This is a genomic window from Aliirhizobium sp. YIM B11859 (genome assembly GCF_057163345.1).
In genome coordinates this window covers 1,259,811-1,272,275 of record NZ_JBXHAY010000001.1, presented here as the reverse complement: position 1 = coordinate 1,272,275, position 12,465 = coordinate 1,259,811, and the positions used below count along the sequence as shown (strand labels likewise).

13 protein-coding genes are annotated in these 12,465 nt (G+C 53.5%); 6 read left to right on the top strand and 7 right to left on the bottom strand.

Annotated features, from left to right (window positions below):
• The first annotated feature begins 53 nt into the window (after positions 1 to 53).
• The 4 genes from AC2GXZ_RS05950 to AC2GXZ_RS05935 all read left to right on the top strand — a co-directional run bounded on the left by AC2GXZ_RS05950 (position 54) and on the right by AC2GXZ_RS05935 (position 4,038).
• Positions 54 to 1,772, top strand: coding sequence for an AAA family ATPase (locus AC2GXZ_RS05950; protein WP_483758173.1), 1,719 nt, complete (start codon positions 54 to 56; stop codon positions 1,770 to 1,772).
• 100 nt (positions 1,773 to 1,872) lie between these two features.
• Positions 1,873 to 2,685, top strand: coding sequence for a metallophosphoesterase (locus AC2GXZ_RS05945; RefSeq protein WP_483758172.1), 813 nt, complete (start codon positions 1,873 to 1,875; stop codon positions 2,683 to 2,685).
• 27 nt (positions 2,686 to 2,712) lie between these two features.
• Positions 2,713 to 3,480 (top strand): DUF5983 family protein, encoded by a 768-nt coding sequence (locus AC2GXZ_RS05940; RefSeq protein WP_483758171.1) that lies wholly within the window; start codon positions 2,713 to 2,715, stop codon positions 3,478 to 3,480.
• A gap of 171 nt (positions 3,481 to 3,651) precedes the next feature.
• Positions 3,652 to 4,038, top strand: coding sequence for a hypothetical protein (locus AC2GXZ_RS05935; protein WP_483758170.1), 387 nt, complete (start codon positions 3,652 to 3,654; stop codon positions 4,036 to 4,038).
• Between the two features lie 218 nt (positions 4,039 to 4,256).
• On the opposite strand, the gene AC2GXZ_RS05930 is transcribed toward AC2GXZ_RS05935, so the two are convergent.
• The gene (locus tag AC2GXZ_RS05930; RefSeq protein WP_483758169.1) at positions 4,257 to 4,904 is read right to left on the bottom strand and encodes an SOS response-associated peptidase; all 648 of its coding nucleotides are present in this window, start codon (positions 4,902 to 4,904) and stop codon (positions 4,257 to 4,259) included.
• A 23-nt stretch (positions 4,905 to 4,927) separates the two neighbouring features.
• Positions 4,928 to 5,596, bottom strand: a complete 669-nt coding sequence (locus AC2GXZ_RS05925; RefSeq protein ID WP_483758168.1) for an SOS response-associated peptidase family protein — start codon at positions 5,594 to 5,596, stop codon at positions 4,928 to 4,930.
• A 307-nt stretch (positions 5,597 to 5,903) separates the two neighbouring features.
• On the opposite strand from AC2GXZ_RS05925, the gene AC2GXZ_RS05920 reads away from it, so the two are divergent.
• Positions 5,904 to 6,446 carry a response regulator gene (locus AC2GXZ_RS05920; protein WP_483758167.1) on the top strand — a complete coding sequence of 181 codons (543 nt, stop codon included), beginning with the start codon at positions 5,904 to 5,906 and terminating at the stop codon, positions 6,444 to 6,446.
• 878 nt (positions 6,447 to 7,324) lie between these two features.
• Here AC2GXZ_RS05920 and AC2GXZ_RS05915 read toward each other — a convergent pair.
• Complete coding sequence (locus AC2GXZ_RS05915; RefSeq protein WP_483758166.1) at positions 7,325 to 7,555, bottom strand: hypothetical protein; 231 nt, start codon at positions 7,553 to 7,555, stop codon at positions 7,325 to 7,327.
• 3 nt (positions 7,556 to 7,558) lie between these two features.
• Positions 7,559 to 7,765 (bottom strand): hypothetical protein, encoded by a 207-nt coding sequence (locus AC2GXZ_RS05910; RefSeq protein ID WP_483758165.1) that lies wholly within the window; start codon positions 7,763 to 7,765, stop codon positions 7,559 to 7,561.
• 612 nt (positions 7,766 to 8,377) lie between these two features.
• Between AC2GXZ_RS05910 and AC2GXZ_RS05905 the strand changes: the two genes are divergently transcribed.
• Entirely contained in the window at positions 8,378 to 9,883 is a 1,506-nt protein-coding gene (locus AC2GXZ_RS05905) for a sensor histidine kinase (RefSeq protein ID WP_483758164.1), read from the top strand.
• 253 nt (positions 9,884 to 10,136) lie between these two features.
• On the opposite strand, the gene AC2GXZ_RS05900 is transcribed toward AC2GXZ_RS05905, so the two are convergent.
• Genes AC2GXZ_RS05900 through AC2GXZ_RS05890 form a run of 3 tightly spaced genes read right to left on the bottom strand, consistent with a single transcriptional unit; the run spans position 10,137 to position 12,114 of the window.
• Complete coding sequence (locus AC2GXZ_RS05900) at positions 10,137 to 10,805, bottom strand: hypothetical protein (protein WP_483758163.1); 669 nt, start codon at positions 10,803 to 10,805, stop codon at positions 10,137 to 10,139.
• Positions 10,802 to 11,755 (bottom strand): MvdC/MvdD family ATP grasp protein, encoded by a 954-nt coding sequence (locus tag AC2GXZ_RS05895; protein ID WP_483758162.1) that lies wholly within the window; start codon positions 11,753 to 11,755, stop codon positions 10,802 to 10,804. The genes AC2GXZ_RS05900 and AC2GXZ_RS05895 overlap by 4 nt, the downstream gene beginning before the upstream one ends.
• Positions 11,752 to 12,114: a hypothetical protein gene (locus AC2GXZ_RS05890; RefSeq protein WP_483758161.1), complete on the bottom strand. Its 363-nt coding sequence runs from the start codon at positions 12,112 to 12,114 to the stop codon at positions 11,752 to 11,754. The genes AC2GXZ_RS05895 and AC2GXZ_RS05890 overlap by 4 nt, the downstream gene beginning before the upstream one ends.
• Between the last annotated feature and the right edge of the window lie 351 nt (positions 12,115 to 12,465).

The following is a 12,465-nucleotide window of genomic DNA, read 5'->3' as shown; positions in this document are numbered from 1 at the left end:
TCCTGATTGTGCTTCGCGTCCCAAAAACGTGGGAACTGGGCGAGTTGATTGTGATGGCCAAGCTCGTGTTCAAGTTAAACCCTGAGATCATAGTCAATCAGCATCCGGTAAAAACGAAGCGCGGTCACGAATTCGATGCTGATGAGGTGCTGCGCTATTCCCGGATCATCTTGTTCGCCCATGAGGGCATTGATTTGCACCCCGATGTCGATGTCGCCAAGACGGCAGACTTTCAAATCGGTGCGAACCGACCGAACCACTTTCGTGCGGTCAGTAGGCTCCTGGGATGCGGTCAGCTAAACGACAGCGAGGTGGAAAAACTGGCAACTCTACCCGCCGAAAAATTCAATGCCATTTTTCGGGTCGCTCAAAGTGCTTCGCGAGCACTTCAACGAATACCGGAACCGCAGATCGAGCAGCGGAATTCGGTCGACGCTATGATCAATCCTGAAAAAGGGTTCGGCGAAGCCAGCAGATGGGCTCGAAATCTCCGCGAAGACCTGACCGACTGGCGAGCGGGAAAAATCGGTTGGTCAGAGATCGATAAAGGGATTCTACTATATGGTCCGAGCGGCACCGGCAAAACAATGTTCGCGAAAGCTCTTGCTGGAAGCCTTGACGTCCATCTCGTCGCAACATCAGTCACCAGATGGCAATCGGCCAAAGATGGGCACCTCGGCGATCTGTTGAAAGCTATGTACTCAACGTTCGCTGAAGCAACCGAGAAGGCACCCTGTCTCCTTTTTCTCGATGAGTTTGACAGCATCGGAAGCCGGGACAAGTTCCCGTCGCGATGGGAAAACTATTCGATTCAGGTGGTCAACGGCCTCCTCGAATGCTTAGACGGTGCCACAGGCCGTGATGGTGTCATTGTAGTCGGAGCTTGTAATTTCCCTGACAAAGTTGACCCCGCGCTTCTTCGGAGCGGCCGTCTCGAAAAGCACGTTCACTTCCCTTTTCCCGATGCCGTTGGCCGGATGGAAATTTTCGAGAGCTACCTTCCTCATCTCGCGGGCGACGAACGGCTCCGGAAGGCCGCTGAAAGAATGGCTGGCAAGACTGGCGCTGACATCAACCACATGGTCCGGGGAGCCCGAAGATTGGCTCGAAAGGGTCGACGGGAAGTAACCGTTGCCGACATCGAGTTTCTGATGCCGACCGCGCAAAAGATGTCCGATGACGAGCTGTTTCGGGTAGCAATCCATGAAAGCGGTCATGCGATAATCGCTGACCTGCTGGATATCGGGACTGTTCGTTCGGTAGAAGTCTATGATTACGAAACCACGCACCCGTCGCAACCGCACACGCACGGGCTCACAACGGTCGAGCACCGAAATCGGCTCGTAACCCCGAAAGCATCGATGCTCGCCGACATCGCTATGCTGCTCGCCGGTCTTGCCGCCGAGGAACTTCTTCTCGGTGACCGCTCGGATTCGGCGGGCGGTGGCTCAAATAGCGACCTAGACCGTGCGACCAAGCTCGCCATGGAGCTTGTGACCGTCTACGGCCTTGGAAATTCTCTAACCGTCTCATTCGATGCAATAGATCGGGTCGGAATGCATGAGATGTGGCGAGACCAGGCGCTGCGGGAAGATGCCAACCGTGTACTTCAGAGCGAATTCCGCCGCGTCAAGGATATGCTCAACGGCAGAAAACGGGCCCTCTTGACAATGGCAATGGCTCTCAAGGAACGGAAGACGCTTTCCGGCCACGAACTAGATCAGTTCCTTCAACCGAAAACCGACCCCGTCCCCAAAGCGCGAAGTGGCTGAGCCGTCTCGCCGGACGGATGAACAGTCAGACCCTACTCGATCAGACAGCGTCGATCTTGCGGCGTGTCATCGCTTCCCCGTGCCCGAAGGAAATACCGAAATGCGAGCTTGGATTGTCAGCGACATTCACCATTCGAGATTGGATGCTCTTCGAGGTCGTTCCCTGGAGATCCCGGACGCCGACCTGTGCATCTGCGCAGGAGACGTCAGTAGCAATATGAGCGTGACCATCGCCTATTTAATACAACACATCGAGCCTCGGATGCCCGTGATCCTCGTCTTCGGAAATCACGATTATTATCATTTCAGCATTTCCATGGCGCTGGAGCGAGCACGCGTCAAAGTCCAGGGAACCCGCGTCCATCTGCTGGAGAATGAAAGCGTCGAGATCGCTGGCTGCCGCTTCGTCGGCGCAACTCTATGGACGGACTTTGCGGTTCCCATTGGCAATGATGAGCATATCCCGCCCGAGGAGCGCCGCGCAATCGCGTTTGCGCAAGTGCCGTGGCAGATGCAAGATTTCTTTACGATCTACCGGTCAGACCCGAGACCGGACAACGAAAATGGCATGGTCACTGCTCGCGAGATTTTGCGCCGCCACGTCGAAAGCAAAAAGTTCATCGACAACGAACTCGGCAAATTTCACGAAGGTCCGACCGTGGTCGTCACCCACCACGCACCATTGGTCGAGAGCTTTGACCCCAGATTTCATGGCCAAACAACGAATGCGGCGTTTGCCTCGGACCTATCCGATCTCATAGCAAGACGAAAACCCACCCATTGGATACACGGGCACATCCACAAAGCTCGCGACTACATGACCGACGGTACTCGGATAATCTGCAACCCTGTCGGATATTTCCACGAGGCTAACACGTCGGGTTACCGGCCCGACCTCGTGATCGACCTGTGAAGCCGAACCCTCAAGGAAATCGCAATCATGTTCACCATGAAGCATGAAGGAATGCGTCAGAAAGCGCTTCGAAACGTTCTCATACTGTCAACCGGTCATCTGTCGGGTAGGACCGCGCAGTTCTTGCGAGATCACGACGCTGCAGACTGGCCCTCTCCTGGTGGCCATTACGGTGACCTTGGCTGGTTTTTTTGGGTGGACGAAGGTGCGGATGCCAATATCCCTCATCTCCCGCACGATCTCATGAGCGCTTTCGAGTATGCGACGGCCCAGGACGCATCCTTCATAATCTTCCAGGACGTAAGCCCGGTCGTTGCGGATTTGCCGAGCTACAGCACGTCAGGCGTATTTGACGCCGATGCATTCCTGAACCGACGAAAGACACCTATCGAGAGTTTGGACGAATATGCTGCCACTGAATCGCAGAAATTCCTCTCCTTGGACCCCGACTTCATTGCGACGCCCGCATATGTCGCTGTGAAGATGGCGGAGGTCATCGATGATATCGCTACCCACGTTACAAACTCGCAACTGTCGGCCTTGCGTCATGACAGCCTTCAGCAGCTCTCGGACCTGGCTATCACCTATCATCATTATGCCAAGCGGAAAGCTAAGGGGCTTGATGCGTGGGCAAGAGATGTCAAGGATTTTGCCGCCCGCGTGGATGCAATCCTGGCGGACAGCGATCTGGTCTCTCTCAGCAAACACCGTCGCACGCAAGAGACTCTTGAAAACGTTCAATATCGCCTTCAGCTGACGGCAAACCTTCTCAAAACCGGACCGGGACGACAATAGAGCCGACAGCTCTGCCTCGTCGGTCTTTTACTGTCCCGGCTGGGGTAATTGGTCAGCAAACCACCGACGGCCGGGACACCCATTATCGTCGGCAGCCGCGAGGACTCACCGCCCGGATATTGAAATCGCTCGACCGAATATCGATTTGCAGGACAACCCCGGAGGCTTTCGATGTTCTACGCCCTCATCCCGCTTTGCGCAGTCGTCGCGACATTTTTCATTTGCAGATACTACGTTACGAAAACTCGCTTTGTTGAGAAAGACATCAAGGCGATGGTTGAGAGAAAGCTGGCGACCAGCGACTATCGCATCCAGCTGAGCCAGCTGAAGGAAGAGAACGCGGTTATGCGTAACATCCTGCTCGACCTCGTTGAGAACGAGACAACTTCGCCGGTGGTGCCGAGCAATTCTCAAGTCGATCTGGCGCAGTTCAAGCGTACTAAGATTCAGAGATATCGCGAGATACTGGCGGAAAGTGTGCACGTTCTTCAGCAGAGCGCGTCTGAACGAACGTCGGAACTGGCCACGACGAGACTGTCAGCAAAATCCGAGAAGTGAAAATCTTTGAGAGAACCGCGTCCTAATTTTCCGGAACCGAGAACGGCCAACGTGCAATGATAGCTTGGAAAGAGTGACTGAAAGCAATTGAAAGAATAATCTATGGCCCAGAGGAATCTGGTGTCCACGTCCCGCGAGGGAGCTATCTGGCGAAGGGAGCATCGAAGTCTGCTCCCTTTCGTCGCCAGAACAACTTCAGTGCCCCGATAAACATCACCTCATATAAGCAGTTCCGCTTGGGCATCCGGGCTCTTCCGCTTCACCCACGCTTCGGTGGTGCGATCCATCACAAGAAGGTCGTCAGGAAACTTCCTTCGTTGGAACGCGACGGCATCTTCAAGATTGCCATGCAGCCATCTGTCGTACTCGTCGCGGTGGAGCAGCACCGGCATCCGGTCATGCACCGGTCCGACGAAGTCGTTCGCATCGGACATCGCTCCACTATAGACCGGACCCCATTCATCCGACACACGCCATAGTCCTGCCCACGCGAATATCGGCTCTTCCTTGACGGAAAACCATGTCCGGGTCTTCGAGCCCTTCGGCCCCTCCGCCTCTGCGAACCCGGTTAGTGGGATTAAACAGCGTGCCTTCGGATTGCGGCTTAACCCGACCCAGAAACCCTTGGTGAGATCGGCGATATTGTTCACCGGCTTAGGTTTTGCATCCGGTTTCATACCCTGGAATTTCATCGGAAATCCCCATGTCATCGAGCGAAGTTCGCGAACACCGTCATTCTCGACCACGACCATCCCCGGCGTACCCGGGTAGATTTCTTCCGGCGCGTTCGACGCCATCGGGTTTGGCACGTTGAAGTGAGCCGCCACTTCAGCTGCCGATTTGCGGACGGTATAGAGGTTGCACATGCGGGCTCCCTTCCCTTACACAATCATAACATAGTGCGCGAACTGCGACGGTGAATGGCCTTGTTGGGCGGTATCCCGCTCTGCCATCTGTCCCTAGTTTCCAGAGCCTCAAAGTCTTCGGATGGCCTTGGCTCACGAAATTGGAATTTAATCACGTCCTCAATCCTCCCGTGAAGCCAGCGATCATATTCATCCGGCTTCAGGAGAACGGGCATCCGGTCATTCAACGGGCGAACGAGGTCATTTGCGTCACCTGTCATGCCTGCAAACACAGGCCCGAACTCCCGCGTATTGCGACAAAACCCTGCCCACGCGACGAGTGGCTGGCGAACAAGAGAAAACCATGTCCGGGTTTTCGACCCCTTCTCCCCGTCTGGATTGGCGAAATGGGTCATAGCGATCAGACATCGGTTCTGGGGGTCGACGACGGTCTTCTCCCACAACGGGTTGGTGAGATCGGCGACCAGGCCAATCCGGCTCGGCGGTTCTGCGGCTCTTCGCACTTCGGTTGTTTGACGCGGAAAACCCCAAGGCAAAAGCTTAAGCCGCCGAAGACCATCTTTCTCGATAACGATAAGGCCATGGGTGCCCTCAATCGTTTCAGACGGGACTTCTACCGGCGGCACGATATCCACGGCGAAGTGCTCGACAATTTCCTCAAGGGATCGAGTTATAGAAAACAGGCGCGACATCTTCCTCTCCGAAGGTCGCCTAGATAACACATGAACGAAAAGAGAACAACCGAGACGTGGATTTCGCTCATTTAGACTGCACGAAAGGCATCCTTTACATTAGTAGCCGGTCATACATTGGGCGTAATCAAGCTTGATCGGAGACATATGAACGATGTCACCTTCTACGCCACATCTGCACTCTGCTTCGCGTTGCTCGGACTGATCGCATATAAATTTGCAGTCTTCCTCTGATGCTGCGCGGACGTCGCCTGAAAGACGATGTGCGAACCCCAGCATTAGTCTCTTCGTCCAAGTTATTGGGAGGATGATTGCTCAAGCCAGTTTCAACCGGGCCTTTAAAAACGGAACATTACACAGCCTAGCGTGGTTTGCCCTTCAGAGAAACAAGAAGGAAACCTCCCCAATGTGCCGTATTCTGATAGTTGAAGACCAACCGCTGATCGCCCTTTGCCTGGAAGAAGCTGTGATCGAACTCGGCTACAAACCGGCAGGCATGGCATCTAACAAGTCCAAAGCTCTGTCACTGGGTGCGAATGCGGATGTCGCCCTCGTCGACGTCAACCTTCTCGACGGGCCGACGGGTCCAGAGATTGGAGAGCGCTTGGCCGGGAATGACGTTTCCGTCGTCTTTATGACAGCAAATCCGGAGCAGCTCGGCAATGGCATCCCAGGGACACTTGGCGTCATTAGTAAGCCCTTGTTGGACATCGAGATGGTGCAAGCCATTCAATATGCTGTTGACCGCCATGAAAATCGGATTGCAGCCTGCCCAAAGCGGATGGTCGAATTTCCCTCATCCCATCAATATTCCGCGACTCCCAGCTACCGCCTCGGAGATTCAGCTTAGTTGCTGAAATTGCGGGAGCATTGCGGTCTGCGTGATTGGCGAGAAGGCCAAAAGGTTTGCTGACATTCTTCACAGCTCAGTGAGCCGCTTGTCTCCAGAACGCAGGATTCCTACTCGGGTTCGTAGCTCAAAGGCTGGGGTCGCCTGCAGCAGTTACTGAATAGCTCGCGCCCTCCAGAATTACCAAGGGAGCGCGAGCCTGGTCCGCTAGCCACAGACATAGTGGATGTAACCCACGGCAGGAAGAGCAACATCTAGCACTTCGAGCGCTTTCGTGGGGCTTGAAGTTCTGCATAAATATGCGGACATCAGGGGCATAGAACGTCCAGCTAACATACCGTGGATATCCACCGAACGTACAACTCAATTAGCCTCGCTCCGCTTCTAATAGAGATGTTTTCCGCCGTATATGCTTAGACCAAATGCGAAGGCGGCATTTATCAAGCCCATTGCAACGTGAAGCGCGACAAGTTTAACGATCCGTCTTTCGTCAGAACCACCCAGACCGAACATACCGGCGAGAATCTCCCGGCGCATGGCGGGTGAAATCTACGTCGAGTGATCAGGTCCGTATAGCCGGATTTCATCAACATCCATACGTAATTGCTATCGTGGCAACCGACCGATCAGAATCTTATTGCCTTGCTTGTTGCCGCAAACACAGCTCAGTTTACCAGACAGATGCTTCAGATATTGGTTGCCCATCACATATTCCAAAGCGCGATGATTGATCCAACCAACGTGCCCGCACTTCCCGCAGCGCCCGCCTAAGACTTCCCATGAGGACAGGCTATTCAGCGTGTGAAGTTGTTCATCGTCATGGACCTCATACGTCGCGGGCGCGAAAGGTGCAGCCAGATCAATGCCGCGAGGGTGCTTCATCGATTAGCGGTGGGCAACGGTGCAAGCAGACGCAGGCGATTGCCTTCAATCAGGTCGATTGTCTTTCGAGATTGCAGATAGAACAGCGCATTGACGATTTGCTCTTCAGCATACCCCTGCCCGATCAGCGGAACGCCGATCTTATAAAGGCTGACTGGCACATCGACTTGTGCGCCAATCTGCTGAAGGAGGTCGCATATTGCGGTATCGGCGCTCATCCGGTCCATGGCTCACGCCTCACGTTCGAACCGTGGCTGGCTACCGCGCACATAGCCAACACTGACGTTCTGTGCGGTCCTGTCGAGTTCATCGCAAAGCCACTCTGCATCGGCTATCACACTGCGCAGCGCCGCCAACGCATCACCACCGAAAGCATCCAAAACAGCTTGCGCTTGATCGTCGGTACGGTTTTGAAGATGACGAACTTGAGCTGGCATGACGAGCCTCCGTGACTAGGATTTCGTTCCTATTTTGTTCACGGATCAATGAAGAGTCAACGCACAATTTGGCGACTAACGATCAATCAATATCGTTGCCGATTTTCAGCCATGGCTTCGAGGCGGTATCGACCTCGCATCGCTCATTGTCATTGCTCCCTAATACAATGATATTGATGAGATCGGATACATTGAAACTCTAACTCTTTTCGTCTGCAACGGCGAACAAACCACCATCCGGCGTCAACATCACAGACGAGCAACGGAGGTTCCGTTCTCGACCTTCATCACAGACGGATACAATATACACGACAGCAAGCCATTCCGAGTGTTTATTACATTTTTGAAAAATTTAAAATACAATACTCAACAAGTCCAGGCATTCGCCCAAGAGGTGAATATTTGCTACAATCCTGGTAAATGGCTTTCGTCAAAAACCTGGGCCTAGACAAATAACGGGCAACTCATCCGGGTTGATTATGTCGGTCGAGCTTTCCGGCTTTTAAATCGGTCGCATTCTGCAAAGCACCTCTTTCCTACGCGTCGCAGCAAGCCTATGTATTCGCCATGTTTTCACCGTGAGAACATGAAGGTGCGGGGTTTGCTAGGCAGGTGGACGGGGCTACAGATAAAACCGTATGGAGTGAAGAAGACCGGTCGGCCGCTCTCCATTCTTATGATGTGCTCGACACGCCTCGCGAGCGTGATTTTGACGATCTTGCCAGGATCGCCTCCAGGGTTTGCGACACACCAATAGCAGTCGTTAATCTGGTCGATAGCGACCGCCAGTTTTTCAAAGCCGAAGTGGGCCTTGATGTCCGTGAAACTCCATTGGAGACTGCGTTCTGCCGTCATGCGATGCTGTTGGAAGATATTCTGGTTATAGCTGACGCCACAAAGGATCGCCGGTTCGATTGCAATCCGCTAGTACATGGCGAACCGCGATTACGCGCCTATGCAGGGGCTTTGCTGAAAACACCTGAAGGTCTGCCTATCGGGACTGTATGTGTCCTCGATCATCGACCAAGAGAATTCACCGATGAGCAGATTGACATGCTTCGGTTCTTGGCGAGGCAGGCGATGACTCAGCTTGAGCTGCGCCGAACGGTGGCCCAGCAAAGGTTGGTGCTCCGTCGAGTAAGAGCCGCCGAGCGGGAAAAAGCAAACTTCGAACGAGTCGTGAAGCAAGCCTCCGATTTCATAGGAATTGCCGATGCGCGAGGCCACGTTCAGTTCTTGAATGACGCAGCACGCGATCTTGTTGGACTTTCAGAGAGCGATGCACTTCGCACATCAATTTGGGACTATATCGCAGACGAGGATCACAAGCTCTTTCGCGAAGAGGTCATACCGCTTATCCGCGCAGGTGAGAGCTGCGAGCGCGAACTAAGAATCCGGCACTTTGGCACGGGTGCGAGCGTCCCTGCCCTCTACACAATCTTTCCGATGCGCGACGAGATCGGAGAATTGTTGGGATACGGATTCGTCACGAAAGATATCTCCGAGCAAAAAGCTGAGGAGCAGCGGCGCAGTGAGGTGCTGGGCGAAGCGGCGCACCGCATCAAAAATACTCTCGCGGTTGTTCAGGCGATTGTTTCCCAGACACTCAAGACAGCGACTTCCATTGAACAAGGCCGCGAAAGCATCTCGAAACGCGTTGCGGCTCTGGCCAATGCCCAAGACATTCTCTCGGCGGCTGAGGGCTCAGTCGCTGACATCGTTGACGTGATTGGAAGTGCCATGGCACCGCACGACGGCGGGGACGGCCGCGTGACATTCAAGGGTCCGTCTCGGTCTTTGGCGTCATCGCAGGCGCTGGGGCTGTCACTCGCGCTGCATGAACTCGCGACGAACGCGGCAAAATATGGCGCACTATCTGGTGATGAAGGAAATATCAGCATTGATTGGAACGTCGACGCTGACGGCACTTTTGTGCTCGACTGGATCGAGAGTGGTGGGCCGACAGTGGCCGCGCCATCGGGAGCCGGGTTCGGATCGAAGTTAATCCAGAGGATGGTAGCTCCATACTTCCAAGGCAAAGCGAGCCTTCAATTTCTTCCAGAGGGCGTGCGCTTCAGGTTGGAAGGGAAGCTGGCAGAACCGCCTACCAGGACTTAAGCGATCTGCGATCTTGATTCGTCAAAATCGACGCTGGATCATCAATGGTTTTTCCTCCGCAGCGCTGCCGTCAGTTTTCGTCGACTCCGCCGCAGGCATGCAATGGCTGGGGCCGAATTGAAAACCCGCTGGAGATCGATGCCAACTGCGCTTTATCTCCGTACCTGGCGACGAGATCGCCAGAGACTCGCGCAACCGGCTAGTCTCAACGAGTGCAGCGACGACTTGAGCTTCCTGATGCTCTTGAGATTGGTCAAGCTATCGCAGCCGCCCACAATCTCGCGAGCCATGGCAGTGCGAAGGATGCTGCCGCTGCCAGGGGCTCCCTCAACACGATCACCAAAAGCAACCCAGCAAATGTCAGGAATGTTCGCAGGAGGAACTCGTGCGCCATCCTGATGTAATCCATTTTTTTGTTTGCACCGGAATGGTTCATTCTTGTTGAAATCAGCAAGTCCCGGACCAGTCCATGCTGGGGTTGTTCCTCCATCCAAATCTTCGCGATGTCTGCAGCATCCACGCGAGTGTGAGCTGAAACGGCTAATGTTTTGAACGACCATATCCCGCTTGCCGCTAGATAGAGCATACCCAAGACGAAAAGGCCTATCGTAACGGTCTGAAATAGGGGCGGTAGCTTCGTGAAATCGTCAGCAAAGAAGTCGGTCAGGAGTGATGACAGGACTGGAACGATAGCTGCGATCACCGCAAGATAGATTGACGCTTTGCTTTCTGCAGAGCGCTTACGGTCGCTTTCTTGGTCGACCAGCAACCGTGCCTGCTCCAAAGCGATTTCGGTGTCCTTCGACCAGTCCACCTTTTTGATCAGATCACGATCACGCCACTCGTGAACAGCCAGCTCGATAGCTTCGAGCCTGGATTCTACGGAGAGGCTAGGCCAAAGTATCTGCCGAACCGACGTCATTTCGCGCTGATTTCCTCCAGCTCGTCAACGATAGCCGATGCTATCGGCATACCAGTTCGGTTCTCAATCCAAGCCCATTGGCCGTTTGGATTACATTCGAGAAACCAGAATTTTCCCTTTTCGTCTAATACGAGATCGATAGCTCCAAACCGGAGGTTTTGCAGCCGTACAAACTCAACGCATTTTTGAGCTATCTCGGGTGGCAATTCCAATTTCTCATGAACCAATGTCGTCTCAGAGCCCTTTCGCCAGTCCACCATCGTTGCAGAATTGCTTTGAGAATGGATTGCGGCGGCAAAGACTTGTCTGCCAACAACGGTCACCCGCAAATCGAATTTCTTTGGGATGTGGCGCTGAAAAATTACCGGAGCGATCTGCAGCGCAGCACGGTCGGCTTCTCTCAGCTTGGGCACCTCACTGGTGAAAATGACCCGTTCTTCTCCGGCTTCATCGATCACTGCTTGCCGTAAAGGCTTGGCGATGGTGGGCCCCAAGTCTACGAACTCCATTGCTCGGTCAAGATCATTCGTGATGAGCGTTGGAGGGACATCGAATCCCAGCATTTTTGCGAGTCGAAGCTGCTCTGGCTTGTCTTCGGCCAAGAGTATATTTTTGGGATGGCTAAACCACCGATGCCCCACCAGAATATAAAGTGCTTTTAGAAGCGCATTCCATTCCGCCAAAGCGTAGGTCTGGCTACCGTCGTCAATCTGGCTCAGCGCTTTTGGGGCCTCTGGTCGACGAAAATACGCAGCGGTGATCGTCCTGATCTCGAATATCTCGCCCTCGATGAGAACCTCAAAGTGGCCGGACAAGGGATCAAAGGTGATTTTAAAGTGTCCGAGACGGTCGGTATTCAGTCGCAAGAACGGAATACTTCTGTGTTTCAGCTCACGGACGATAAAATCGGTGGTCAGGTCTCGTTCATTTGAGATGAGAAGCAGGGTCACAGGAAACCGGAAACCGTCGGCTGATTATCATCACGCTCCAGCTGAGCATCGGTCTTTGTGGTGATTTCGAGCAAAGCGACCCCAGGAAACGAAGTTTCGTCATCACGCTCGATCTGCGTGAAGGTCTTGGTCGAAAGCTCCGACATCGATGCGTCGACCTGATCCGCTTCCTGATTGACTTTAGTCTTAGTCGTCAATTCAGCGATATTGCAATCTTCATTGATAATGGCCGCAATTCCGTTCGGCGTATCGAGCGCCCACATTTGTAGTTCGTCGCTGTAGTGTCCTGGAATACCGTCTCCTCCTACACGAGGTGTAGAGAACTGCGCGAGAAAAGGTCGGCTGGCTTGTTCTGACATGGTCGATAGCATCTCGAATTAAGGCCAAATAACTGAATTCCGGGTGAAAATGGTAGTTACCTCGCAGGATATCGATTAGCAGATATAGAGCAAGATTTCATGTCGGGCGAGGCAATCAAACACCGGCTCGCCTGACCGATACGTCCAAAGTTCATATTATGTTCCGCTTGCTCAATCGTCAATCGGACCCGTCGAAAATCTAGTTGCAACCAACCAATTTGATACCAGCGCAAAGCCGTTCGCGCTTGATTGCCACGCACGCGACATCAATGAGCACGACACGTTATCCGAGATATATAATACATTGACGATAACATAGTGATACATTATGCATACGTTATGGCCCTTGCA

Coding starts and splice junctions, on each gene's coding strand:
- AC2GXZ_RS05910 (WP_483758165.1), bottom strand. CDS start 7,765: ATGCCAGCTCAAGTTCGTCATCTTCAAAACCGTACCGACGATCAAGCG.
- AC2GXZ_RS05900 (WP_483758163.1), bottom strand. CDS start 10,805: ATGACGTCGGTTCGGCAGATACTTTGGCCTAGCCTCTCCGTAGAATCC.
- AC2GXZ_RS05915 (WP_483758166.1), bottom strand. CDS start 7,555: ATGGACCGGATGAGCGCCGATACCGCAATATGCGACCTCCTTCAGCAG.
- AC2GXZ_RS05930 (WP_483758169.1), bottom strand. CDS start 4,904: ATGTGCAACCTCTATACCGTCCGCAAATCGGCAGCTGAAGTGGCGGCT.
- AC2GXZ_RS05920 (WP_483758167.1), top strand. CDS start 5,904: ATGATTGCTCAAGCCAGTTTCAACCGGGCCTTTAAAAACGGAACATTA.
- AC2GXZ_RS05935 (WP_483758170.1), top strand. CDS start 3,652: ATGTTCTACGCCCTCATCCCGCTTTGCGCAGTCGTCGCGACATTTTTC.
- AC2GXZ_RS05925 (WP_483758168.1), bottom strand. CDS start 5,596: ATGTCGCGCCTGTTTTCTATAACTCGATCCCTTGAGGAAATTGTCGAG.
- AC2GXZ_RS05945 (WP_483758172.1), top strand. CDS start 1,873: ATGCGAGCTTGGATTGTCAGCGACATTCACCATTCGAGATTGGATGCT.
- AC2GXZ_RS05940 (WP_483758171.1), top strand. CDS start 2,713: ATGTTCACCATGAAGCATGAAGGAATGCGTCAGAAAGCGCTTCGAAAC.
- AC2GXZ_RS05890 (WP_483758161.1), bottom strand. CDS start 12,114: ATGTCAGAACAAGCCAGCCGACCTTTTCTCGCGCAGTTCTCTACACCT.
- AC2GXZ_RS05950 (WP_483758173.1), top strand. CDS start 54: ATGGCCAAGCTCGTGTTCAAGTTAAACCCTGAGATCATAGTCAATCAG.